This is a genomic window from Cupriavidus respiraculi (genome assembly GCF_914271545.1).
Classification (GTDB): Bacteria; Pseudomonadota; Gammaproteobacteria; order Burkholderiales; family Burkholderiaceae; genus Cupriavidus; species Cupriavidus respiraculi.
Window position 1 is genome coordinate 1,289,222 of record NZ_CAJZAH010000002.1, and the last position, 24,823, is coordinate 1,314,044.

Below are 24,823 nucleotides of genomic sequence, written 5' to 3' on the forward strand. Positions count from 1 at the left end.
CCACAAAACGATTCGACGAGGAGAAGACTGATGAAGCGCAACAAGACATGGCATGCCATGGCATTGGCCGGTGCCGCCTGCCTGGCGCTCGCCGGCTGCGGCGGCAACGACGATGACCACAGCGCCGGTGGCGGCGGTGGTAATGGAGGCGGAGGCGGCGGCGGCGAGCAGCCGGCCCGCACGCCCGCCCTGACCCTGAAGATCGAATCGACCCAGGACTTTCCCGGCAGCTACGGCGCGGTGGGCCAGTACGAACAGGTGCGCGGCTCCATCAGCGGCGAAGTCGACCCCAAGGACCCGAAGAACGCCATCATCCAGGACCTGGCGCTCGCGCCGGTCAACGCGCGCGGCATGGTCGAGTACAGCGCAGACTTCCTGATGCTCAAGCCCAAGGACATGGGCAAGGCCAGCGGCGTGCTGCGCTACGACGCGCCGAACCGCGGCAATATCCTGACGCTGCTCAATCCGACCGCGACGCCCGGCGACGCGGTCTACCTGGAGCGCGGCTACGTGATGCTGTATTCGGCGTGGCAGGGCGATGTGCCCAAGAGCAGCCCGGCGCGCCTCACCGTGACGGTACCGGTGGCGAAGAACGCGGATGGCAGCGCGATCACCGGCCCCTATCGCACCGAACTGGTACCGACCGCCGCGACGCCGGTCATGACGCTGCCGGGCGGCGTCTTCAACGGCAGCATGATTCCCTACGAGCCGGCGAGCCTGGACAACACGCAGCCGGGCTACTCGCTGACGCGCCGCGCCAACGAGACCGACCCGCGCATTCCGATTCCGAACGGCGACTGGAAGTTCGCCAACTGCGATGCCGCCGGCAACGCCTTTCCCGGCACGCCGGACCCCACGCGCGTCTGCCTGAAGGGCGGATTCGATCCGCGGTATCTGTATGAGCTGGTCTACGTCGCCAAGGACCCCAAGGTCATGGGCGTGGGCCTGGCGGCGCTGCGCGACACCGTCAGCTTCTTCCGCGGCAAGGCGGTGGACAGCGCGGGCACGCCAAACCCGCTCGCCGGCAGGATCTCCCACACCATCGGCCAGGGCACGTCGCAGTCGGGCAATGCCATGAAGACCTTCCTGCATCTGGGCTTCAACCAGGCGCTGGACGGCACCAAGGTGTTCGACGGCATCTACGCCCACGTCGCGGCACGCCAGACCAACATCAACACGCGCTTCGCGGTGCCCGGCGGCGGCGGCGGCCTGCGCACCGACCATACCGCGTTCGGCCAGACCGCGCCCCGCGCGCTCGACAAGGACTACGTCGACGACCTGACCGGCACCAAGGCGGGCGTGATGAGTCGCTGCGCGGCCACCAGCACCTGCCCGAAATTCTTCCTCGGCCTGAGCGGCACCGAATTCTGGCAATTGCAGGGCTCGCCGGTGCTGACCGACGCCTTCGGCTTCCGCGACCTGACCCAGCCCGACAACGCACGCATCTACTACTACAGCAGCACGCAGCATGGCGGCCCGGGCGGCACGGCCAGCATCACCTTCGCGCCCACGCGCAACGTGTATCCGGCCGGCACGGTGGTTCATTTCAACGACACCTTTCGCGCCCTCTTCATCGCGCTCGAAGACTGGGTAGTCCGCGACGCCGCGCCGCCGCCGAGCCAGGTGCCGAGCATCGCCGCCGGCACGCTGGTACGGCCCGAGCAACTGGTGTTCCCCGCGATGAAGGGCCTGACGTGGCCCGTGGGCGGCGTGCAGACCGCGATCCCGGACTTCAACTACCTCGCACGCTACAACGGCTTCCCGCTGCTGGACTTCGGTCCCGAGTACCGCCGCAAGGACGAGTCCGGCATCGCCACGCGGCTGCCGCCCGCCTACCTGAACCGCGACTACGCCATCCTCGTGCCGCAGGTCGACCCGGTCACCGGCCTGACCACCTCCGGCATCCGCAGCGTCGAGGCGCGCGCGCCGCTGGGAACGAGCATCGAGTTCAACTATGTGGCGACACCGGGCATCGTGGACCTGTCGAACCTGACCGGGTCGTTCATCCCCTTCCACAAGACCCAGTCCGCCCGCCTCGCCGCCGGCGACGCTCGCCCCTCGCTGGAAGAGCTGTACGGCACGCAGGCGGGCTACGTGGCCGCGGTCACGGCAGCCGCCAACGACCTGGTGGCGCAGCGGCTGCTGTTGCAGCGGGACGCGGACGGGATCATCGCGCGGGCGAACGCGAGTCCGGTATTGCCGTGAGTTCGGGCTAGCATGGTGAAGAGCGCGCGGATGCCGCGCGCCCTTTCACATTGCCTTGCCCGACGTGCCGCAACGCCCGGCACGCCGGGGCCCCGTCAGAAATCGACCTTCTGACCGGGCTCCGGAACGATGACGGACGTGCCCGACGCGCCCAGCGCGGCAGTGAATTCCGCCGGCGTCCCTCGCAATTGCGGGCTGGTCTGGTAGTGGATGGGAATCGCATAGCGCGGCTTGATCATGTCGCGCACCGCCACCGCCGCATCCCGCGGGCCCATCGTGAAATGCCCGCCGATCGGGATCAGCACGAGGTCAGGCTTGTAGAGCTCGCCGATCAGCCGCATGTCGCCGAACAGGCCGGTATCGCCCATGTGCCAGATCTTGAAGCCGTTCTCCAGTTCGATGATGTAGCCGACCGGCTCGCCGCCGTAGTGGACTTCGTCCTTGCCGGAGGCGGGGTCCTTCCACACCAGTTCGGACGAGTGCTCCGCATGCACCGCGGTGATTTTCGGGCCATTGGGCCCGAACGGCGCCACCGTGCCGCTCTTGCCGAAGCGCTGCGACAGGTTGCCCGGCACCATGCCCAGCGCAACGAGCGTCTGTCCCATGCCGCCGCCGTTGTAGATCGGCACGTTGTGCATCTTCGCCAGTGCCGGCGCATCGCCGAGATGATCGCCGTGCGCGTGCGTGACCAGGATCAGGTCGACCTTGCCGAGCGCGGCGAGCTGCTTGAACGCCGGGGGCGTCTTCGGGTTGGCGGTGAGCCAGGGATCGATGACGATGACCTTGCCACCCGGCGTGGTAATGCGCGTGGCCGCCTGACCCAGCCACAGCACCTCCGCCTTGCCGGCGGCCACCGTGCCCGGCGCCCCGGGCTGCTGGGCCGTCGCCCGGGGACTGGAGACATTGGCAGCGCAAGCGGTGAGCGCGGCGGCAGCGGTAGCGAGAAGAAGCAAGCGGCGTGTGATCATGGTCGTCTCCCAGAATTGGTTGTAGCGACATCTCGGACCACTCCACCGTATGGGCGGGAGCACCGCCTCGGTGAAATTGTGGCCCGCGTGCGCGGCATGCATCGGCACCGAGGCGTTGCGAAGGGCAGTATTCGCAGGGGTGGCCTCGCATGTCAACTGCCGACGCGACCGGGCGGCGCGCTGGCCCTGAACTATCGCGACAGTGACAATCGTCCTTGCTTCATTTCCATATTTCGACTATCTTCGAACTATGAAAACCGATCAAGCCCTGCATGCGCTTGCCGCGCTCGCCCACGCCATCCGCCTCTCGGTGTTTCGCCTGTTGGTACAGGCCGGTCCCGACGGCATGCCGGCCGGCCGCATCGCGGAGCTGATGCGGATGCCGGCCTCGTCCCTGTCCTTCCATCTCAAGGAGCTGCATCGCGCCGGACTGTTGGCGAGCCGCCAGGACGGCCGCTCGATCATCTATATGGCGCGCTACGAGACGATGAACGACCTGCTCGCCTACCTCACGGACAACTGCTGTGGCGGAAATCCGTGCTCGCCCGTGACCGGCTGTACGACCTCGGAGTCCCCATCATGAAGCGCTTCCATGTTCACGTCAGCGTCGCTGATCTGTCGGCCAGCATCCGCTACTACTCGGCGTTGTTCGCCGCCGAGCCGACCGTCCTCAAGCCGGACTATGCGAAGTGGGCGCTCGACGATCCGTCGGTGAACTTCGCGATCTCCCGCCGCGGCGCCGCGCAAGACAGGCTTGGTGTCGATCATCTGGGCATCCAGGTGGAAACCGACGAGGAACTGGCGGATATGCGCACGCGGCTTGCCAACGCCGACCTGCCGATGCAAGCGCAGATCGGCACGAACTGCTGCTACGCCAACTCCGACAAGTACTGGTCCGTCGATCCGCAGGGCGTCGCCTGGGAGTCCTTCCACACGCTCGCCAGCGTGCCTACCTATGGCGAGGCGCGCCAGTCCGCCGGCGAGGGCACGGCTTGCTGCGCGCCGGCATCGCAAGCCATCCCGATGCCACGACCTACGAATGATCCAGCATGCTGCGGGCCCCGCTCGTCGTGCTGCTGACTCCCATCCATTTGGATTCCGACCATGTCCGACAAGACCTTCAATGTGCTGGTGCTATGCACCGGAAACTCCGCGCGCAGCATCATGGCCGAGGCGCTCTTCAATGTGCTCGGCAAGGGCCGCTTTCGCGCATACAGCGCCGGCAGCCATCCCTCGGGCAAAGTGAATCCGTTCGCGGTGGAGCGCTGCGAGTCCATCGGATACGACGTCACAGGACTGCGCAGCAAGAGCTGGGACGAGTTCGCCACGCCGGCTGCACCGAGGATGGACTTCGTCATCACGGTCTGTGACCAGGCCGCGGGCGAGGCTTGTCCCTTCTGGCCGGGCTCGCCGCTGACCGCGCATTGGGGCTTCCAGGACCCGGCGGCATTCGAGGGGACCGACGAAGAGAAGCGCAGGTTCTTCGACAAGATCTTTCGGCAGATACTGGGCCGGGTCAGCCAGTTCGTGAACCTGCCGCTTCATGTGCTGGACCGCAACGCCATCCACAAGGAGATGCGCGCGATCGGAGAACAGGCGCCGGAGTCGGCACGATGAGTACCGCCGAGCAAACCGGCACCGTCGCGCAAGCCGGCGGCATCGGGTTCTTCGAGCGCTATCTCACCGTCTGGGTGGTCCTGTGCATCATCGCCGGCATCGGGCTCGGGCAATGGCTTCCCGGCGTATTCGAGACCATCGGCGCGATGGAAGTGGCACGGGTCAATATTCCGGTGGGACTGCTGATCTGGGTCATGATCATCCCGATGCTGATCAAGATCGACTTCTCCGCGATGGGCCAAGTGGCGGGGCACTGGCGCGGCATCGGCGTGACGTTGTTCGTCAACTGGCTGGTCAAGCCGTTCTCGATGGCGCTGCTCGGCTGGATCTTCGTGCGGCATCTGTTCGCGGATTGGCTGCCCGCCGATCAGCTCGACAGCTATGTGGCCGGCCTGATCCTGCTGGCGGCCGCCCCGTGCACCGCGATGGTGTTCGTCTGGTCGCAGCTATGCAGGGGCGACCCGTACTTTACGTTGTCCCAGGTCGCGCTCAACGACGCCATCATGGTCGTCGCCTTCGCGCCTGTCGTCGCGTTGCTGCTCGGCCTGTCGTCGATCACCGTGCCGTGGGATACGCTGATCGCGTCGGTGGCGCTGTACATCATCATCCCCGTGTTGATCGCGCAGCTCATCCGCCGCGCGCTGCTCATGCGGGGACAGGCCGCCTACCAGCGCGTGGTCGCGGCGCTGGGGCCGTACTCCATCACCGCGCTGCTTGCCACGCTGGTGCTGCTGTTCGGCTTCCAGGGCAATGCGATCGTCGAGCAGCCGCTGATCATTCTCTTGCTGGCCGTGCCGATTCTGATCCAGGTGCTGTTGAACTCGGGCCTTGCGTACTACCTGAACCGCAGGTTCGGCGTGGCCCATTGCGTGGCCGGGCCTTCCGCCCTGATCGGCGCCAGCAACTTCTTCGAGCTTGCCGTCGCCACCGCCATCAGCCTGTTCGGCTTCCAATCTGGCGCCGCGCTTGCCACCGTGGTCGGCGTATTGATCGAGGTGCCGGTGATGCTGCTGGTAGTGGGCGTGGTCAACCGGTCGCGCCACTGGTACGAGGCAGATATCGCGGTCCGTGAGCGGCATGGTCGTCGAGCCCAGCGGTAGCATCGTCGTCCGGCTGGGCATCGCCCAGACGCTGGCCTGGGGTTCGACCTACTATCTGCCGGCCATGCTGGCAGCGCCGATGGCACGCGATCTGGGTGTGTCGATGCCCACGGTGTTCGCGGCATTTAGCGCGGCGCTGGTCGTCTCCGCGCTGCTCGGACCGGCTTCCGGTCGCCTGATCGACCGCTCCGGCGGCCGTCTCGTGCTGGCCGGCACCAGCATCGTGTTCGCGATCGGGCTCGCGTGGCTGGCATCCGCACAAGGCGCCATCGGCCTCTTTGCCGCCTGGCTCATTCTGGGCGTCGGCATGGGCAGCGGACTCTACGAGGCCGCGTTCGCCACGCTGGTCTCCCTTCACGGTCACCGCTCGCGCAATGCGATCACCGGCATTACCTTGATCGCTGGCTTCGCCAGTACGGTAGGCTGGCCCTTGTCGACCTATGTGGAATCGCAGATAGGCTGGCGCGGCGCCTGCCTGACCTGGGCGGCGCTCCATCTGACGCTTGGACTGGCGCTGAATCTGAGTCTTCCGCGCGGGTCGTCGGGCGCGGCGGCAGCAGCGGAGCCTGGTGTGAGCGATGACGCCGAGCCAGTCTCGACACGCGGGACCGCCGCGCCGCGCCTGGCCTCGGTCGCGCTTGCGTTCGTCTTCGCCGCGACATGGTTTGTCAGCACCGCCATGGCCGCACACCTGCCCCGGCTGCTGCAGGCGGGTGGCGCCACCCTCGCCACGGCCGTGATGGTGGGCGCGCTGATCGGCCCCGCCCAGGTTGGCGCGCGCTTGCTGGAGTTCGGCCTGCTGCGCAAAGTCCATCCGCTGCTGTCGGCACGCATCGCCGCATCGCTTCATCCGGTGGGCGCGCTCGCATTCGGGCTCCTCGGAGCGCCGGCGGCCGCACTGTTCGGCGTATTGCACGGCGCGGGCAACGGCATCCTGACCATCGCCAAGGGCACCTTGCCGCTGGTGATATTCGGACCGAGCGGCTATGGGCATCGTCAAGGCGTATTGATGGTGCCGGCGCGCATCGCGCAGGCGCTCGCGCCGTGGGTCTTTGGCGTGTGCCTGGATACGTTTGGCGTCAAGGCCCTATGGCTCTCGTCCGGGCTTGGCATCGGAGCCATCGTCATGCTGATGGCGATACGGGAGACGGGCGAGCGGCGGGCGAGTGTGGCCTAGGCCCGGAACAACCGGCGGTCCGCTTGCCGCGTCGGCCCGCCCGCGGGTCCCAGAATGCAAAAACCCCGCCGTGTCGGGCGGGGTTCGGGTCAGCCATATGACAGCCGTTGTTTCAGGTCAGAACGGAATATCGTCATCCATATCCTCGAACCCGTTCGACGGCGCCTGCTGTTGACGGCGTGCGCCACCGCCCTGACCGCCGCCGCCACCTTGCCCGCCGCTGCGGCCGCCACCATAGCCGCCGCCGGACGATTCGCGGCCATAACCGCCGCCACCGCCACCGCCTTCATCGCCACCGCCCATGCCGCCCTGGCGCGAGCCGAGCATCTGCATGGTTTCGGCAACGATCTCGGTGCTGTACTTGTCCTGGCCCGACTGGTCCGTCCACTTGCGGGTACGGATACGGCCTTCGATATAGACCTGCGAGCCCTTGCGCAGATACTGGCCGGCGATCTCGGCGAGCTTGCCGAAGAAGGCGATCCGGTGCCACTCGGTCAGCTCCTTCATCTCGCCGCTCTGCTTGTCCTTGTAGCGATCGGTGGTCGCCAGGCGGATATTGGTCACGGCATCGCCGCTGGGCATGGAGCGGGTTTCGGGATCCGCGCCGAGATTGCCGACGAGGATGACTTTGTTCACTGATGCCATGCGTATTCTCCGTGGACCACGCCCTCTACCGTTAGCGGCGCGGTGATGCTTTGACTGGATGCGCCCGGCATGGAACGCCGGGCGGCTGATGGGGGATCGGTGCGGGGGCTGCCGGGTGGTTCCGGTTAGCCGGTCGTGGCCGACGTTGCTGCCGTGGCCGGGGCACTGTCGTGACCGCGGGCCGGCGGCGCCTTCATGTTCCACGCGATTATAAGCCAGAGGAACAGCGCGCCGGCGCACCCCACGAACACCGCGGCGCGACCCTGATGCTGCAGCAGCCAGCCGCCCGCGGCGCCCCCCAGGAACAGGCCGAGCGCCTGCGTGGTGTTGTAGACGCCGAGCGCCGCGCCGCGCGCCGAGGCGGCGTAGCGCGACACCAGCGAGGGCTGCATGGCCTCCAGCACGTTGAAGGCGACAAAGAACAGCAGCAGCACCCCGGCAATGGCCCACAGGCCGTGCACCACCGCGAACAGCAGCTGCACCGCGGTCATCAACGCGACGGCACCGAGCAGGACCGGGCGGATCTTGCCGTAGCGCTCGGCCGCCATCATGGGCGCCAGCATCAGCACGAAGGAAACCAGCACCACCGGCAGGTAGACCTTCCAATGCGCATCCAGCGGCATGCCGGCGTCGGCGAGCATGCCGGGCACCACCATGAACATCGCCACCTGCGAGGCATGCAGGGCCAGCACGCCCACGTTCATGCGCGCCAGGTCCGCGTTCAGCAGCACGTGGCGGAACGGCAGCCGCACCGGATGCGGGGCCGGCGGCGTCGGGACGAGGAACAGCGTCACGCCGATGGCCACCACGCCGAGCACCGACATCAGCGTGAAGATGCCCGACATGCCGATCGCATGCATCAGCGGCGAGGCGATCACCAGCGACAGCGCGAACGTCAGCCCGATGCTGCCGCCCACCATGGCCATCGCCTTGGTGCGATGGCGCTCGCGGGTGAGATCGGCGATGCAGGCGGTGATGGCGGCCGAGATGGCGCCCGTGCCCTGCAGCGCGCGGCCCGCGATGATGCCGGTCAGCGTGTCGGAGAAGGCGGCGACGAGGCCGCCGGCGACGAACAGCAGCAGCCCGCCCACCATCACCGGCTTGCGGCCGATGCGGTCCGACAGCCAGCCGAGCGGAATATGGAGAAAGGCCTGCATCAGCCCGTAGATGCCCATGGCCAGGCCCACGCGCTGGGCGTCATGCCCGTCCGGCAGGCCGCGCGCGTATTCGGCGAAGACCGGCAGGATCAGGAACAGGCCAAGCATGCGCAGCGCGAAGATGCTGGCGAGCGAGACGCTGGCGCGGATCTCGGTGCGGGTCATGCGTTCGCGTTCCGTACTGGCCTGGGCCTCGGCCGCGCCGACCGCGTCTGCGGCGGCCGCACCTGGGGAAGAAGACTGGGTCGACGGCATTGCGGGCGTGGAAACGGTCGAGGGAGCGGACTTGGAACGGTCGTGGAACTGCGTTGGGAAGATGGCGCCGGCGGCGTCGCGGCCGGCAGGGCTGCGCGCCCTTCGCCGCGCCCGTCAGCGTCCTGGAGCGCCGGCATCGCGCCGATCCATCGTCGCGCCGGCAGGCCGCGGGCAAGCGCCGTAGTGGTCGCCCTTGCGGCGGGCCTTCGAGCGGCTCCCTGGCACCCGGTCTGGGAGCCGGACCACCCCGGAAACCGAAGTTCGGTATATTAGCAGGTTTGCTTCTGGCGCCCGGCGCCGGACTTGCGGGAAGCGACGTGGAGTTTGCGGCGCTGGCGCGGGGCAATCCGGCCCGCGTCCTGGCCCCTCGCCGTCCCGCCTGTCATTCGCCGCTTCGGCGCGCTTCCTGCTTGACGATCCGTGAGACCGGCCTGTCGACCTGACTGGCGGCCCCGCCTGGCTAAGACACCTCGGTATATGGAAGAAATAAGAATTCGTGGGGCCCGCACCCACAACCTGAAGAACATCAACCTCGATCTGCCCCGCAACAAGCTGATCGTGATCACCGGGCTGTCCGGCTCGGGCAAGTCGTCGCTGGCCTTCGACACGCTGTACGCGGAAGGCCAGCGCCGCTACGTGGAATCGCTGTCGGCCTACGCCCGCCAGTTCCTGCAGCTGATGGAAAAGCCCGACGTGGACCTGATCGAGGGTCTGTCGCCCGCGATCTCCATCGAGCAGAAGGCCACCAGCCACAACCCGCGCTCCACCGTCGGCACCGTGACGGAGATCCACGACTACCTGCGCCTTCTGTTCGCCCGCGCGGGCACGCCGTATTGCCCCAACCACCACCAGCCGCTGGAGGCGCAGAGCGTGTCCCAGATGGTCGACGCCGTGCTGGCGCTGCCCGAAGACACCAAGCTGATGATCCTCGCGCCGGTGGTGGCCGACCGCAAGGGCGAGCATTCCGACCTGTTCGACTCGATGCAGGCGCAGGGCTTCGTGCGCTTTCGCATCCGCTCCGGCGGCGGCACCGCCCACGAGGCGCCGGCCAAGGTGTACGAGGTCGACGCGCTGCCCAAGCTGAAGAAGACCGAGAAACACACCATCGACGTGGTGGTGGACCGCATCAAGGTCCGCCCCGACATCAAGCAGCGCCTGGCCGAATCCTTCGAGACCGCGCTGCGGCTGGCCGATGGCCGCGCTATCGCGCTGGAGATGGATACCGACCGGCAGCACCTGTTCAGCTCCAAGTTCGCCTGCCCGATCTGCTCGTACTCGCTGGCCGAGCTCGAGCCGCGGCTGTTCTCGTTCAACAATCCCATGGGTGCATGCCCCAGCTGCGACGGCCTGGGCCAGATCACCTTCTTCGATCCGAAGCGGGTGGTGGCCTTCGGCAACCTGTCGCTCGCCTCGGGCGCGATCAAGGGCTGGGACCGGCGCAACCAGTTCTACTTCCAGATGCTGCAGAGCCTGGGCGCGTTCTACGGGTTCGACCTGGACACCGCCTTCGAAGACCTGCCGCCCGAGGTCCAGAAGGTGGTGCTGCACGGCTCCGGAGAGCAGGAGATCCCGTTTACCTACATGAACGAGCGCGGCCGCACCACGGTGCGCGAGCATGCGTTCGAAGGGATCATCCCCAACCTGGAGCGGCGCTACCGCGAGACGGACTCCATCGCGGTGCGCGAGGAGCTGGCCAAGTACCAGAACAACCAGCCCTGCCCCGCCTGCGAGGGCACCCGGCTGCGTACCGAGGCGCGCCACGTCAAGGTGGGCGAGAACGAGCAGGCGCGCGCGATCTACGAAATCAACGGCTGGCCGCTGCGCGACGCGCTGACCTGGTTCCTCACGCTGGACATGCACGGCGCCAAGCGCGAGATCGCCGACAAGATCGTCAAGGAGATCACCGCGCGGCTGAACTTCCTGAACAACGTGGGGCTGGACTACCTGTCGCTGGAGCGCAGCGCCGACACGCTGTCGGGCGGCGAGGCGCAGCGCATCCGGCTCGCCTCGCAGATCGGCTCCGGCCTGACCGGCGTGATGTATGTGCTGGACGAACCGTCCATCGGCCTGCACCAGCGCGACAACGACCGCCTGATCGGCACGCTCAAGCACCTGCGCGATATCGGCAATTCGGTGCTGGTGGTGGAGCACGACGAGGACATGATCCGAGCCAGCGACTACGTCGTCGACATCGGCCCGGGCGCGGGCGTGCATGGCGGCATGATCGTCGCCGAGGGCACGCCCGAGGAAATCCTGGAGTCGGCGACCTCGCTCACCGGCCAGTACCTGTCGGGCCACCGGCGCATCGAGGTGCCGGCCAAGCGCACCCCGCCCGACGAGGAACGCATGCTGCGCATCATCGACGCGCGCGGCAACAACCTGAAGAACGTCAGCGCGGACATCCCGGTGGGCCTGCTGACCTGCATCACGGGCGTCTCGGGCTCGGGCAAGTCCACGCTGATCAACGACACCCTGTACCACGCGGTGGCGCGCCACCTGTACGGCTCGACCCCGGAGCCGGCCGAGCACGAGCGCATCGACGGGCTGGAGCACTTCGACAAGGTCATCAACGTCGACCAGAGTCCGATCGGGCGCACGCCGCGCTCGAACCCCGCGACCTACACCGGCCTGTTCACGCCGATCCGCGAGCTGTTCTCCGGCGTGCCCGCGGCCAAGGAGCGCGGCTACGATCCCGGCCGCTTCTCGTTCAACGTCAAGGGCGGCCGCTGCGAGGCGTGCCAGGGCGACGGCGTGATCAAGGTGGAAATGCACTTCCTGCCGGACGTGTACGTGCCTTGCGACGTCTGCCACGGGAGGCGCTACAACCGCGAGACGCTGGAGGTGCTGTACAAGGGCAAGAGCATTTCCGAGGTGCTGGACCTGACGGTGGAGCAGGCGCACGAGTTCTTCAGCGCGGTGCCGGTGGTGCGGCGCAAGCTGCAAACCCTGCTCGACGTGGGCCTCGGCTATATCCGGCTGGGGCAGTCGGCGACCACGCTGTCCGGCGGCGAGGCGCAGCGCGTCAAGCTGTCGCTGGAGCTGTCCAAGCGCGATACGGGGCGCACGCTCTATATCCTGGACGAGCCCACCACCGGCCTGCACTTCCACGATATCGAACTGCTGCTCAAGGTCATCCACAAGCTGCGCGACCAGGGCAATACCGTGGTCATCATCGAACACAACCTGGATGTGATCAAGACCGCCGACTGGCTGCTGGACCTGGGTCCCGAGGGCGGCGCGGGCGGCGGCCAGATCATCGCCAGGGGCACGCCCGAGGACGTCGCGCGCAGCAAGGCCAGCTTTACCGGCAAGTACCTGGCGCCGCTGCTCAAACGCAAGTAAAACCTTCCCGGCAAGGGAACCGCGGGCGCGGCCGGCGCAATGCCGCCGCGCCGGTGCGCTCCGGCGCGGGTGTCAGCGCGCCTGCGTCGACGGCACCGAGGCGATCGGCGCGGCCGCGTCGTCTTTCATGCGGCTGCGGTTGAGCACGCCGGCCTCTTCCAGCACCGGGTACGAAGTCGCGCAGAACAGCGAGTTCAGGCGCTTCAGGTCGCTGATCACGTCCAGATGCAGGGAGCTGGTCTCTATGCTTTCGGCGGTCTGCGTGGCAACGCGCTGCAGGTGGCTGTGCGAATACCTGCGCTCCAGCTCGCGGAAATTGGCTTTCTCCCCCATCAGCAGCTGCGCGCTCTTCAGGTCGCCGTTCAGGAAGACCGACAGGCCCAGCCGCAGATTGGCCACCAGACGCGCATGCATCTCCGTGATCTCCTGCATGCCGGCCTCGGAAAACTGCAGGTTGTGCGCGATCTTCTTGTCGCGCGCGTCCAGCAGGATGCGCTCGATGATGTCGCCCGCGTGCTCGAGGTTCACGGTCAGCGAGATGATCTCGGTCCAGCGGCGGCCATCCCGCTCGTCCAGCGCCTCCACGCTGATGCGCGTCAGATAGAGCTTGATCGCGGTGTAGAGGTCGTCGACCTCGTCGTCGATGCGGCAGGTGGCCGCGGCAAGCTTGGCGTCGTTGGTGCGCAGCACCCGCAGCAGGTTGTCCAGCATCTGTTCGACCCGGTCGCCGATGCGCAGCACCTCGCGGGCGGCATTGGCCAGCGCGACGGTGGGCGACGACAGCGCGGCCGGGTCCAGGTAGCGCGGCGTGACCTGGCTCTCGCCGGTATTGCGCCCGGGCAGCAGGGTCTCGCACAGGCGCGCCAGCGGCGAGGTGAAGCCGAGCAGCGCGACCGCGAGGACCACGTTGAACAGCAGGTGGAAATTGACCACCAGCCGCTGCGGGTCGGCATCGACCATGCTCAGCAGCTGCTCGGCCTGCCCCAGCAGCGGCAGCGCCACCACGCAACCGAGCAGCCGCGACAGCAGATTGCCCATCGTCACGCGCTTGCCGGGCTGGTTCGCCCCCGACGTAGTCAACAGCGCCGACACGCCGGACCCCAGGTTGGCGCCGACCACCAGCGCCAGCGCCACGTGCAGGGACACCACGCCTGCGGCGGCCAGCGCCCCGCAGAACAGCACCACGGCCAGGCTCGAATAGCACAGCAGCGTCAGCAGCGCGCCCACCAGCATGTCCAGCGCGGTATCGCCGGTCAGGCTCGCGAACAGCACCTTGACCCCGGCCGCCTCGACCACCGGCCGCGTGGCATTGGAGATCAGCTCCAGCGCCAGCGTGATCAGTCCCAGTCCGATCAGCACCCGGCCCACATGCCCCGGCTTGCTGCCCTTCTTGGACAGATGGAGGATCACGCCGATGAAGATCAGCAACGGCGACAGCCACGACAGATCGAGCGAGAAGACCTGGACCATCACCGCGGTGCCGACGTTCGCGCCCAGCATGATGGCCAGCGCCGGCGCGACGGCGATCAGGCCCTGCCCCACGAAGGAGCTGACGATCACCGCGGTGGCGTTGCTGCTCTGCACGAGCCCCGTCACCCCCAGGCCGGCGAGAAAGGCGGTAAAGCGGTTGGCGACGCTGGCCGAGAGCACATGGCGCAGATTGGCGCCGTAGACACGCAGAATCCCGACCTTGACGATATTGGTGCCCCATACCAGCAGGGCCACTCCGGAAAGGAGGTGAAGAAGAACGCCCATCGTAGGCCTTATCTACCCGGGGCGGTGCAGCAAGGCGGCAGCCGTGGCGGTCGTCGGGTCACGATGGCTGGCAGGCCTCCCGATGCCGCGGGAGAGCCGCTGCCCGCCCGGTCGTTTTGTTTGATTGATGGGGCATTATGCGCCGCCCGGGCCGAAGCGGGCAACGCTGCACGGCAGTGAGGGCCGTGCGCATGTGCGCGCCGGCAACAGAGCGGCGGCGGCGAGGCCTCGCCGGGAACTCAGTGGCCGTCGAACTTGCAGACGGTAAACAGCGGCAGGCCGCTGTCGAGCAGATGGCGCGAGCCGCCCAGTTCCGGCAGGTCCACGATCGCCGCGCCCTCCACCACCGTGGCGCCCAGGCGCTCGAGCAGCCGGCGGCCGGCCATCATGGTGCCGCCGGTGGCGATCAGGTCGTCCACCAGCAGCACGCGGTCGCCGGGCTTGCAGGCGTCGGCGTGGATCTCGACGGTGGCGCTGCCATACTCGAGCTCGTACTCCTCGGCCACCGTCTGGAACGGCAGCTTGCCCTTCTTGCGGATGGGCACGAATCCCAGGTTCAGCTCGTAGGCCACGATGGCGCCCAGGATGAAGCCGCGCGCATCGATGCCCGCCACCACGTCCAGCTTCGCCCCCATGTAGCGGTGCACGAACACGTCGATCAGCACGCGCAGCGTCTTGGGGTCCTGCAGCAGCGGCGTGATGTCGCGGAACATGACGCCCGCCTGCGGCCAGTCGGGCACGGTACGGATGCGGTCGCGCAGGTAGTGGGTCACGTCGCCCAACGGGGGCGACTGGATCGATGTGTTCGGCATAGGAAAAGTCGGAGTGACGCGGCCCGCCGGAAATCGGCGGGCGACCCGTAACCATACCGCAGCGCGCGCCGCCGATGAAGCCGGCGGGTCGCGCCGCGCCGTCATCCGTGCGTCATCCGTGCGTCATCCGTGCGTCATCCGTGCGTCATCCGTGCGTCATGCGGGCCTCGGCGGCCTCCAGCGCCTCGGGCGTGCCGCGCAGCACCACGATGTCGTTGGGCTCCAGCACGGTTTCCGGTTGGGGGTCGAAGGCGCGGATGCCGCGACGCCGCACCGCGGTCACCTCGACACCGATGCGGTCCAGGCCCAGCGCGCCGAGCCGCCGGCCCACCGCTGTGGCACCGGCATCGAGCGACACCGAGTGCAGCCGCACCGAGTCGCGCTCCACCATGTCGTCGTCATCGTCGCGGCCGTGGAAATAGCCGCGCAGGAGGCTGTAGCGGGCATCGCGCGCCTCCTGCACCTTGCGCACCACGCGCCGCATCGGCACGCCGAGCAGCACCATCGCATGCGAGGCCAGCATCAGGCTGCCTTCGATGATTTCGGGCACCACCTCGGTGGCGCCGGCGCGCTGCAGTATCTCGAGTTCGGAGTCGTCCACGGTGCGCACGATCACCGGGAGGGACGGTTCCAGTTCGTGCACGTGGTGCAGCACCCGCACGGCGGACGGCGTATTCGCGTAGGTGACGATCACCGCGGCGGCGCGGTGGATGCCGGCGGCGATCAGGGCCTCCCGCCGTCCCGCGTCGCCGTAGACCACGGTGTCGCCCGCGGCAGCCGCCTCCCGGACCCGGTCCGGGTCCAGGTCCAGCGCGACATAGTTGATGCCCTCGCGCTCCAGCATATGGGCCAGGTTCTGGCCGCTGCGGCCATAGCCGCAGATGATGGCGTGCTTCTCCGTCTGCAGGCTTTGCGCCGCGATGCGCGTCATGTTCAGCGACTGCATCAGCCACTCGTTGGCGGCGAAGCGCAGCGCGATGGATTCGCTGTACTGGATCAGGAACGGGGCGATCAGCATCGATAGCAGCATCGCCGCCAGGATCACCTGGCTGAGCACCGGATCGACCAGATTCAGGCCGTCGATCTGTGCGAGCAGCACGAACCCGAATTCGCCCGCCTGCGCCAGCCCGAGCCCGGTGCGGATGGCCACCCCCTGGCGCGAGCCGAACAGCCGCGCCAGCGCGGCGATCAGCACGAACTTGAAGAGGATGGGAACCACCAGCAGCAGCAATACCAGCCCGAGGTGATCGAGCACCACGCGGATATTGAGCAGCATGCCGATGGTGACGAAGAACAGGCCCAGCAGCACGTCGCGGAAGGGCTTGATGTCCTCTTCCACCTGGTGGCGGTACGGGGTCTCGGAGATCAGCATGCCGGCCAGGAAGGCGCCAAGCGCCATCGACAACCCGAGCCGCTCGGTCAACGCGGCCATGCCCAGCGTCACCAGCAGCAGGTTCAGCATGAACAGTTCCTGCGAGCGGCGGGCGGCCACCACATGGAACCAGCGGCTCATCAGCCGCTTGCCGACAAAGAAGATCAGGGTCAGCGCCACGGCGATCTTCAGGATCGCCAGCGACAGCGCCATCGGCAGGTCGCCGGGATCGCGCGACAGCGCCGGGATCACGATCAGCAGCGGCACCACCGCCAGATCCTGGAACAGCAGCACCCCGAGGATGTTGCGGCCATGCTCCGTCTCCAGCTCGACGCGCTCCGAGAGCATCTTCGAGACGATGGCCGTGGAGGACATGGCCAGCGCGCCGCCCAGGGCAATCGACGCCTGCCACGACAGCGGAAACAGCCACTGCAGCGCGAGGCTGGCCGGCAGCACCGCCACGATGCACAGCGCCACCTGCATGCCGCCCAGGCCGAACACGAGGCGTTTCATGCCCCGCAGCTTCGCCAGACTGAACTCCAGGCCGATGGAGAACATCAGAAACACAACGCCGAATTCGGCGAGGTATTTGGTCTGGGCGGTATCGCTGGCCATCCCCAGCGCATGGGGGCCGATGAGGATGCCGACGGCAAGGTAACCGAGCACCGGCGGCAGTTGCAGCATGCGGAACGCCACCACGCCGAGCACGCCGGCGGTGAGCAGAACCAGGGTCAGATCCAGCGGAGAATGCATCGGCGGGCAGTGATTTAGCCGGCCGTCGGCGGAGCGCCCGGGTCGGACGGTCCCGCCGCCGCGACGCGGCGCGCGAAGATCGGCCGGACGGGCCCGGGCGCCATCGCATTCTTGGGTATACTTCGACGCCATGATAGCTAATTTCAATGCGGATAGAGCACTTGAGCTTGCCCGCCATACCCTGAAGATCGAAGCGGACGCGGTCGCGGCCCTGTCCGCCCGCCTGACCCCGGACTTCTCCCGCGCGGTCCAGCTCGTGCTCGAATGCACCGGCCGCGTGGTCGTCTCTGGCATCGGCAAGTCCGGCCATATCGCCCGCAAGGTGGCCGCCACGCTGGCTTCCACCGGCTCCCCCTCCTTCTTCGTACACCCGGCCGAGGCCAGCCACGGGGACCTCGGCATGGTCACGCGCGACGACGTCGTCATCGCGTTCTCCAATTCCGGCGAGACCGCCGAACTGCTGTCGATCATTCCGATCGTCAAGCGCATCGGCGCCAAGCTGATCTCGGTCACCGGCAATCCCGCCTCCAACCTCGCCCAGCTCTCCGACGCCCACCTGGACGCCTGGGTCGAGATGGAAGCCTGCCCGCTGAACCTCGCGCCCACGGCCAGCACCACGGCCGCGCTCGCGCTGGGCGACGCGCTGGCCGTCGCCGTGCTGGACGCCCGCGGCTTCGGCGAGGAAGACTTCGCGCGCTCGCATCCCGGCGGCGCGCTCGGCCGCAAGCTGCTGACCCATGTGCGCGACGTCATGCGCAGCGGCAATGCGGTGCCCGAAGTGCGCGAGAACACCCCGCTTGCCCAGGCGCTGATGGAAATCACCCGCAAGGGCATGGCCATGACCGCGGTAGTGGACGCCGACGGCCGCGCGGTCGGCGTGTTTACCGATGGCGACCTGCGCCGCCTGCTGGAGACGCCACGCGACTGGAAGACCGTGCCGATCGGCGACGTGATGCACCAGAACCCGTTCACCATCGGGCCCGACCAGCTGGCGGTCGAGGCGGTGCAGGTGATGGAAGCCAACCGTATCAATCAGCTGCTGGTGGTGGACGCCGACCGGCGCCTGGTCGGCGCGCTGCATATCCACGACCTGACGCGTGCCAAGGTCATCTGACGGGCCGATGCCGCCATGCGCGATCTGATGCCCTCCCTGACCCGGCTCGTGCTGCGCCTGATGCCGCTGCTGCTGATGGCGCTGGTGGCCGGCAGCACGTTCTGGCTCGTGCAGGTGAACTCGCCGCGCGAGGAAGACACCGGCCCGCGCGTCAAGAAGCACGAGCCGGACTACTACATGGAGCGCTTCTCGGCGACCGAGCTGGCCGAGGACGGCAGCACCAAGATGCGCTTCACCGGCGACCGCATGGTGCACTTCGAGGACGACGAGACCTACGAGGTGACCAAGCCGGCGATGCGTGCCTTCGAAGCCGAGCGCCCGCCCGTGACCGGCCACGCCGACCTCGGCCGCATGAACGCCGAGGCGTCGGTGATCGACCTGTTCGGCAACGCCCTGGTGGTGCGCAGCGCAGGGGCCGACCCCAAGCAGGACCCCAAGATGACCGCGGCGTCCGAGTATTTCCGGGTGCTGATCAACGAGGACATCGTCAAGACCGACAAGCCGGTCGAGCTCACGCGTGGGCCTTCCGTCATGAACGCCAACGGGCTGGTCTTCAACAACGTCACCCGGGAAGTACAATTGCTGGGCAACGTGCGGGGCACCATCGTGATGGCGCCGCGCGCCGAAGGCGCCGGGAAGCCATAACAATCTGAATACGTGCGCGGCCCGTCCGGCTTGCCGCCACCTTCCATCACGTCACCATGACCCTATCCCTGACGACATCGTCCCGTCGCATTGCCGTGGCCGCGCTGTTCGCGCTCGCCGCCGCGACCGGCCTGACGCTTTCCGCACCGGCCCAGGCCGAGCGCGCGGACCGCGACAAGCCGCTCGTTCTGGAGGCCGACAATGCCAGCTACGACGACGTCAAGCAGATCTACACGCTGACCGGCAACGTGGTCCTGACCAAGGGCACCATGGTGCTGAAGTCGGATGCCGCCGAAGTGCGCACCGACCCCGAGGGTTACCAGTACGCGGTGGCCACCGCCAAGGCGGGCCGGCAGGCCTACATCCGGCAGAAGCGCGACAACGTCGACGAGTACATCGACGGCTGGGGCGACCGTATCGAGTACAACGGCAAGCAGGAAATCGCCAAGCTGATCGGCAATGCGCGCATGGTCCGGCTCGAGGGCGCCAAGGTGGCCGACGAGATCCGCGGCGCGGTGCTGACCTACGACAGCCGCAACGAGTTCTACACGGCCACGGGCGGCGGCGGCAACGCGACCGCGGGCAGCCCGTCCGGCCGCGTGCGCGCGGTGCTGTCGCCCCGCCAGAACCAGGCCGGCGCCGATGGCGGCGGCAGCCCGATCGAGCTGAAGTCGTCGCCCCCGCCCGCCAAGCCCTGAACCCAACGGCCGTCCGGCCCCCAAGGATTTACCGCTCCATGACCGTTGCCGAAACCGTAGCCGATACCGATGCCGCCGCCGCGCGGACGCCGACCCTGACCGACAGCAGCACGCTGGTGGTGCGCCATCTGAAGAAGCGCTATGGCTCGCGCACCGTGGTCAAGGACGTGTCGCTCGACGTCAAGAGTGGCGAGGTGGTGGGTCTGCTCGGTCCCAACGGCGCCGGCAAGACCACGTCGTTCTACATGATCGTGGGCCTGGTCGCGCTGGACGAAGGCGACATCGTGCTCGACGACAAGCACATCAGCGGGCTGGCGATCCACGAGCGCGCGCGCATGGGCCTGTCCTACCTGCCGCAGGAAGCGTCGGTCTTCCGCAAGCTGAATGTCGAGCAGAACATCCGCGCCGTGCTGGAACTGCAGCGCGAGAACGACAAGCCGCTGCCGCGCGCCGAGATCGACCGCCGGCTCGATGGCCTGCTGGACGACCTGCAGATCGCCCACCTGCGCAACAACCCTGCCCTGTCGCTGTCGGGCGGCGAGCGTCGCCGGGTCGAGATCGCGCGCGCGCTGGCCTCGTCGCCGCGCTTCATCCTGCTCGACGAGCCGTTCGCCGGCGTCGATCCCATCGCGGTGGGCGAAATCCAGCGGATCGTCAGCTTCCTGAAGGCGCGCAATATCGGCGTGCTGATCACCGACCACAACGTGCGCGAGACGCTGGGCATCTGCGACCACGCGTACATCATCAGCGAAGGCGCCGTGCTGGCCGCCGGCCGGCCGGAGGAAATCATTGCCGACGAATCGGTGCGCCGCGTCTATCTGGGCGAAAACTTCCGGATGTAATGGCCCACGAGGCCGAGGGCGGGCCAAAGGGCGCTTCATGAGGCGCCGACTTCGCATGCTGGCACCGTGATGCGATCAAGGCCCCTACGGCGATAGCAATTTCCGTTCCATCGCGGCGAAAGTTGGGCATAAAATAGGCCGCATGAAACCGTCGCTACAGCTTCGTCTATCCCAGCATCTTGCCCTCACACCACAACTGCAGCAGTCCATCCGGCTGCTGCAGCTCTCCACGCTCGAACTGCAGCAGGAAGTCGAACAGGCCCTGACCGAGAATCCGCTGCTCGAACGCGAAAACGACTGGATCGACAGCCCCCTGCGCGTGGCGGCTGACGGCTCGGTCAACGTACAGACCACGCCCGCCGCGCCCGCCGAAACCGCCAGCAATGGCGAAAGCCGCGCCGATTCCGCCTCCGACGGCGAAGACGGCTATGCGGACAGCGGCAGCGACGACTACGGCAGCGACTGGAGCCTGGACGACTTCGCCCGCCGCCCGCAGGGCGACGACGACGACAAGACGCCCATGCAGCTGCGCGACGCCGAACCGACGCTGCGCGAACACCTGATGGGCCAGCTCGCCCCGCTGAAGATCACCATGCGCGACAAGGGCCTGGCGATCTTCCTGATCGAATCGCTCGACGACGACGGCTACCTCAGTGCCTCGCTGGAGGAGATCCGCGACGAGCTGCCGGAGGAGCTGGAATTCGACGTCGACGAACTGCACGCGGTGCTGACGCTGCTGCAAAGCTTCGACCCGCCCGGCGTGGCCGCTCGGAATGCCGCCGAATGCCTGTCTCTGCAACTGCGCCGGTTGACCCACCCGCAGCGCGAACTGGCGCTGACAATCGTCACTCATCATCTGGACCTGCTGGCCGCCCGCGACTACACGCGGCTGAAGAAGGCGCTGCAGGTGGACGAGGTGGCGCTGAAGGGCGCGCACGAACTGATCCGCTCCCTCGCGCCCTACCCGGGACACGCATACAGCCGGCCGCAGGCCGACTTCGTAGTACCGGATGTCTTCGTTCGCAAGAGCGGCAGCAGCTGGGTCGCCCAACTCAATCCCGATGTGATGCCGCGGCTACGTATCAACGATATGTATGCGCAGATTTTGCGCGGTGCAAAAGGCGACGCGGGAGCGGCGGGATTGCAGCAGAAACTGCAGGAAGCGCGCTGGTTGATCAAGAATATCCAGCAGCGCTTCGACACGATTTTGCGCGTTGCACAGGCGATTGTGGAGCGCCAGCGGAACTTCTTCACGCACGGTGAAATTGCCATGCGCCCCTTGGTTTTGAGGGAGATAGCCGATACACTGGGTTTACACGAATCCACGATTTCACGTGTCACCACCAACAAGTACATGGCCACCCCAATGGGGACTTTCGAGCTGAAGTATTTCTTCGGCAGCCATGTATCCACCGAAACCGGGGGCGCCGCATCATCAACGGCAATCCGCGCGCTGATCAAGCAATTGATAGGAGCCGAAGACCCCAGGAATCCCCTATCCGACAGCCGGATTGCCGAACTGCTCGGGGAACAGGGCTTTGTCGTGGCGCGCCGCACCGTCGCCAAATACCGTGAAGCTTTGAAAATCCCCGCCGTTAATCTTCGTAAGTCTTTGTAGCCGAGTCGCATCGCCTGCCTGGTGCGACTCTTTCAGAAGGAGAAGCGCTATGAACTTCAAGATCAGTGGACACCACCTTGACATCACGCCCCCGCTGCGTGAGTACGTGGAAACGAAACTGGAACGAATCGTCAGGCATTTCGACCAAGTGATTGGCGTCAGCGTCTTGCTATCCGTGGACAACCAAAAGGAAAAGGACAAGCGTCAGCGCGCTGAAATCAATCTGCACATGAAGGGCAAGGACGTTTTCGTCGAGGCACATCACGAAGACCTGTACGCGGCGATCGATATGCTGGTCGACAAGCTCGACCGCCAGGTGATCCGCTACAAGGACAAGGTCCAGAGCCACGACCGCGAGGCCGTCAAGTACCACATGGCGGCCGCCCAGCTACAGCAGCAATAGCCGTCCGACGGCGGGCGCGCTGCGCAGCGCAGACCCGCCTGTTACAGCGATGCAACCGAAACAGCCGCGCGAGGTGCGCGGCTTTTTTGTGCCCGCGGTGCCGTAACGGCGGGAAATCAGGGATTTCGCTGCGGGCGCCCAAAGGTGTATGCTGCGCAATACATATGGAGTGCATAGCACTGCCGCCGGCCGCCACACCAGGGGCCGGGCCCTATTGCGTTGCACAACCCGCCGGCGCCGCTGCTCTATAATGTGCCGCACGCTGGGTAACCAGGTTGCCCTCGCGGGCTGCCCCGGACGGCCGCCGAGACGGCTCGCTGGAATCCCCGGCGTCTGGAACGGCAGGCGCCTCGCCCGAATACTAGGATCCTGTGCACCTCACATGAATCGTTTGGCTAAACTGCTGCCCCCCGGCAACATCGTCCTCGACGTCAGCGTCACCAGCAAAAAGCGCGTGTTCGAACAGGCAGGGCTGCTGTTCGAGAACAACCATGCGGTGGCCCGCGCCGTCGTGACGGACAACCTGTTCGCGCGCGAGTCGCTGGGCTCGACCGGGCTCGGGGCCGGCGTTGCGATTCCGCATGGCCGCATCAAGGGGCTGAAGCAGCCGCTGGCCGCCTTCATGCGCCTGGGGGAGCCCATCCCGTTCGAGTCGCCCGATGGCAAGCCGGTCTCGCTGCTGATCTTCCTGCTGGTGCCGGAACAGGCCACGCAGCAGCATCTCGAGATCCTCTCCGAAATCGCCCAGCTGCTGTCGGACCGCGAGATGCGCGACGGCCTGGCCTCCCTGCCCACGCCCGACTCCGTTCACCAGCTGCTGGTCGAATGGCATCCCTGACCCGAGTGCGCGCCGCCGCGGCAAGCCGCCGCGCGGCCTAGGCACCGCCCTTCACGTCCCCCCGCATGGAACTCACCGGCGTCTCCTCCCAGTCGATCTTCGACGACAACGCAGCCGACCTCAAGCTTTCCTGGGTCGCCGGGCTGGAAGGCGCCGATCGCGCCTTCGACCTGGAGTTCGCCCGGGAAGCGACATCCGCGGCGGACCTGGTCGGGCACTTGAACCTGATCCACCCGAACCGGATCCAGGTTCTGGGCAAACCCGAAATCACGTACTACCAGCGGCTGGACGACGAGACGCGCAAGCGGCAGATGGGCGAGCTGATCCTGCTCGAGCCGCCGTTCCTCGTCATCGCCGACGGCATGGAGCCGCCGCCGGACCTGGAACTGCGCTGCACGCGCTCCTCCACGCCGCTGTTCACCACGCCTGTTTCGTCGGCCGCGGTGATCGACCACCTGCGCCTGTACCTGTCGCGCATCTCCGCCCCTCGGGTGACCATGCACGGCGTCTTTCTCGACATCCTGGGCATGGGCGTGCTGATCATGGGCGAGTCGGGCCTGGGCAAGAGCGAACTGGGCCTCGAACTGATCTCCCGCGGCCATGGCCTGGTGGCCGACGACGCGGTCGACTTCGTGCGGCTCGGGCCCGATTTCGTCGAGGGCCGCTGTCCGCCGCTGCTGCAGAACCTGCTGGAAGTGCGGGGCCTGGGCCTGCTGGACATCAAAACCATCTTCGGGGAAACGGCGGTACGCCGGAAGATGAAGATCAAGCTGGTGGTGCAACTGGTCCGGCGCAACGACGGCGAGTTCGAACGCCTGCCGCTGGATTCCCAATACCTCGACGTGCTTGGCCTGCCCATCCACATGGTGAAGATCCAGGTGGCGGCCGGCCGCAACTTGGCCGTGCTGGTCGAGGCCGCCGTGCGCAACACCATCCTGCGCCTGCGCGGCATCGATACGCTGCGCGACTTCATGGACCGCCAGCGCGCCGCGATGCAGGCCGACGCGGTGTCGCGCGGCCAGGGCCGCCTGCTGTGATTTCCGGCGCGCGTTGACGTCGCCGGTCAACCCGACTGGCGATTTCGGCGTTTTGTGCTGCAAGGGCACCTGCCCCGGCCGCGACCGCTCATGTCGGGCGACCGGCTCCAATCCATAGCCAGGAGAGCGAGGATGAAAACGCTGATCGCCGCATGTGTGCTGGTTTGCCCCCTGTTTGCCACGGGCGCCTTTGCCCAGTCCGCCTCCGCCCCCAAGGCCCCCACCGCGCAGCAGGAGAAGATGAAGACCTGCAACGCCGAGGCCGCAGACAAGAAGGGCGACGAGCGCAAGGCCTTCATGAAGGAATGCCTGTCGAACAAGCCCGCCAGCGCCGGCACGCCCCAGCAGCAGAAAATGAAGACCTGCAACGCGGAGGCCGCCGGCAAGAAGGGCGACGAGCGCAAGGCGTTCATGAAGCAGTGCCTGTCGGCCTGAGCGATCAGTAGCGGGCCCGCCACGGGGCCGCCGGT

Annotated in this window: 22 protein-coding genes; 16 read left to right on the top strand and 6 right to left on the bottom strand. The window is 67.2% G+C overall.

Translation table 11 applies throughout. The features are described from left to right. Nucleotides 1-30: 30 nt before the first annotated feature. A complete protein-coding gene (locus tag LDO27_RS13720; RefSeq protein WP_224042251.1) occupies nucleotides 31-2,205 on the top strand; it encodes an alpha/beta hydrolase domain-containing protein in 2,175 nt (724 codons plus the stop codon). 95 nt (nucleotides 2,206-2,300) lie between these two features. Here LDO27_RS13720 and LDO27_RS13725 read toward each other — a convergent pair whose 3' ends face one another. After that, complete coding sequence (locus LDO27_RS13725) at nucleotides 2,301-3,173, bottom strand: metal-dependent hydrolase (protein WP_224042253.1); 873 nt, start codon at nucleotides 3,171-3,173, stop codon at nucleotides 2,301-2,303. Nucleotides 3,174-3,423: 250 nt separating this feature from the next. Between LDO27_RS13725 and LDO27_RS13730 the strand changes: the two genes are divergently transcribed. Genes LDO27_RS13730 through LDO27_RS13750 form a run of 5 tightly spaced genes read left to right on the top strand, consistent with a single transcriptional unit; the run spans nucleotide 3,424 to nucleotide 7,067 of the window. Then, the gene (locus LDO27_RS13730; protein ID WP_224042255.1) at nucleotides 3,424-3,756 is read left to right on the top strand and encodes an ArsR/SmtB family transcription factor; all 333 of its coding nucleotides are present in this window, start codon (nucleotides 3,424-3,426) and stop codon (nucleotides 3,754-3,756) included. Next, entirely contained in the window at nucleotides 3,753-4,253 is a 501-nt protein-coding gene (locus LDO27_RS13735) for an ArsI/CadI family heavy metal resistance metalloenzyme (RefSeq protein ID WP_224042256.1), read from the top strand. The genes LDO27_RS13730 and LDO27_RS13735 overlap by 4 nt, the downstream gene beginning before the upstream one ends. 24 nt (nucleotides 4,254-4,277) lie before the next feature. Then, nucleotides 4,278-4,790: an arsenate reductase ArsC gene (locus tag LDO27_RS13740; protein WP_224042258.1), complete on the top strand. Its 513-nt coding sequence runs from the start codon at nucleotides 4,278-4,280 to the stop codon at nucleotides 4,788-4,790. Then, nucleotides 4,787-5,890, top strand: a complete 1,104-nt coding sequence (gene arsB, locus LDO27_RS13745) for an ACR3 family arsenite efflux transporter (RefSeq protein ID WP_224042260.1) — start codon at nucleotides 4,787-4,789, stop codon at nucleotides 5,888-5,890. Before LDO27_RS13740 ends, arsB begins: the two co-directional genes overlap by 4 nt. Next, nucleotides 5,868-7,067 carry an MFS transporter gene (locus LDO27_RS13750; RefSeq protein WP_224042262.1) on the top strand — a complete coding sequence of 400 codons (1,200 nt, stop codon included), beginning with the start codon at nucleotides 5,868-5,870 and terminating at the stop codon, nucleotides 7,065-7,067. The genes arsB and LDO27_RS13750 overlap by 23 nt, the downstream gene beginning before the upstream one ends. Before the next feature lie 117 nt (nucleotides 7,068-7,184). On the opposite strand, the gene LDO27_RS13755 is transcribed toward LDO27_RS13750, so the two are convergent. Together LDO27_RS13755 and LDO27_RS13760 are read right to left on the bottom strand one after the other, a co-directional pair. After that, entirely contained in the window at nucleotides 7,185-7,712 is a 528-nt protein-coding gene (locus tag LDO27_RS13755) for a single-stranded DNA-binding protein (RefSeq protein ID WP_224042263.1), read from the bottom strand. 125 nt (nucleotides 7,713-7,837) lie between these two features. Further along, nucleotides 7,838-9,124, bottom strand: a complete 1,287-nt coding sequence (locus LDO27_RS13760) for an MFS transporter (protein ID WP_222202158.1) — start codon at nucleotides 9,122-9,124, stop codon at nucleotides 7,838-7,840. A gap of 477 nt (nucleotides 9,125-9,601) precedes the next feature. Here LDO27_RS13760 and uvrA point away from each other — a divergent pair, with 477 nt between their 5' ends. Continuing rightward, on the top strand, nucleotides 9,602-12,466 hold the full coding sequence (gene uvrA / locus LDO27_RS13765) for an excinuclease ABC subunit UvrA (RefSeq protein ID WP_224042265.1): 2,865 nt from the start codon (nucleotides 9,602-9,604) through the stop codon (nucleotides 12,464-12,466). Nucleotides 12,467-12,538: 72 nt separating this feature from the next. Here the strand turns inward: uvrA and LDO27_RS13770 are convergent, their stop codons facing one another. The 3 genes from LDO27_RS13770 to LDO27_RS13780 all read right to left on the bottom strand — a co-directional run bounded on the left by LDO27_RS13770 (nucleotide 12,539) and on the right by LDO27_RS13780 (nucleotide 17,158). Further along, nucleotides 12,539-14,221 carry a Na/Pi cotransporter family protein gene (locus LDO27_RS13770; protein ID WP_224042267.1) on the bottom strand — a complete coding sequence of 561 codons (1,683 nt, stop codon included), beginning with the start codon at nucleotides 14,219-14,221 and terminating at the stop codon, nucleotides 12,539-12,541. 239 nt (nucleotides 14,222-14,460) lie between these two features. Then, a complete protein-coding gene (locus LDO27_RS13775) occupies nucleotides 14,461-15,033 on the bottom strand; it encodes an adenine phosphoribosyltransferase (protein WP_224042269.1) in 573 nt (190 codons plus the stop codon). 145 nt (nucleotides 15,034-15,178) lie between these two features. Further along, entirely contained in the window at nucleotides 15,179-17,158 is a 1,980-nt protein-coding gene (locus LDO27_RS13780; protein ID WP_222202162.1) for a monovalent cation:proton antiporter family protein, read from the bottom strand. A gap of 130 nt (nucleotides 17,159-17,288) precedes the next feature. Between LDO27_RS13780 and LDO27_RS13785 the strand changes: the two genes are divergently transcribed. From LDO27_RS13785 to LDO27_RS13825, 9 genes are all read left to right on the top strand, one after another. Continuing rightward, nucleotides 17,289-18,272, top strand: a complete 984-nt coding sequence (locus LDO27_RS13785; protein ID WP_224042271.1) for a KpsF/GutQ family sugar-phosphate isomerase — start codon at nucleotides 17,289-17,291, stop codon at nucleotides 18,270-18,272. A 15-nt stretch (nucleotides 18,273-18,287) separates the two neighbouring features. Further along, nucleotides 18,288-18,917, top strand: coding sequence for an LPS export ABC transporter periplasmic protein LptC (lptC, locus tag LDO27_RS13790; protein WP_222202165.1), 630 nt, complete (start codon nucleotides 18,288-18,290; stop codon nucleotides 18,915-18,917). A 56-nt stretch (nucleotides 18,918-18,973) separates the two neighbouring features. Then, nucleotides 18,974-19,615: a lipopolysaccharide transport periplasmic protein LptA gene (gene lptA, locus LDO27_RS13795; RefSeq protein ID WP_222202167.1), complete on the top strand. Its 642-nt coding sequence runs from the start codon at nucleotides 18,974-18,976 to the stop codon at nucleotides 19,613-19,615. 38 nt (nucleotides 19,616-19,653) lie between these two features. Further along, on the top strand, nucleotides 19,654-20,457 hold the full coding sequence (lptB, locus tag LDO27_RS13800; RefSeq protein WP_224042272.1) for an LPS export ABC transporter ATP-binding protein: 804 nt from the start codon (nucleotides 19,654-19,656) through the stop codon (nucleotides 20,455-20,457). Between the two features lie 142 nt (nucleotides 20,458-20,599). Next, the gene (locus LDO27_RS13805) at nucleotides 20,600-22,075 is read left to right on the top strand and encodes an RNA polymerase factor sigma-54 (protein ID WP_222202169.1); all 1,476 of its coding nucleotides are present in this window, start codon (nucleotides 20,600-20,602) and stop codon (nucleotides 22,073-22,075) included. Nucleotides 22,076-22,124: 49 nt separating this feature from the next. Continuing rightward, on the top strand, nucleotides 22,125-22,478 hold the full coding sequence (gene hpf, locus LDO27_RS13810; RefSeq protein WP_224042274.1) for a ribosome hibernation-promoting factor, HPF/YfiA family: 354 nt from the start codon (nucleotides 22,125-22,127) through the stop codon (nucleotides 22,476-22,478). Nucleotides 22,479-22,860: 382 nt separating this feature from the next. Then, entirely contained in the window at nucleotides 22,861-23,316 is a 456-nt protein-coding gene (gene ptsN, locus LDO27_RS13815; protein ID WP_222202173.1) for a PTS IIA-like nitrogen regulatory protein PtsN, read from the top strand. A 65-nt stretch (nucleotides 23,317-23,381) separates the two neighbouring features. After that, a complete protein-coding gene (gene hprK, locus LDO27_RS13820) occupies nucleotides 23,382-24,353 on the top strand; it encodes an HPr(Ser) kinase/phosphatase (RefSeq protein ID WP_222202175.1) in 972 nt (323 codons plus the stop codon). Nucleotides 24,354-24,485: 132 nt separating this feature from the next. Further along, nucleotides 24,486-24,788, top strand: a complete 303-nt coding sequence (locus tag LDO27_RS13825; protein ID WP_222202177.1) for a PsiF family protein — start codon at nucleotides 24,486-24,488, stop codon at nucleotides 24,786-24,788. Nucleotides 24,789-24,823 lie beyond the last annotated feature (35 nt).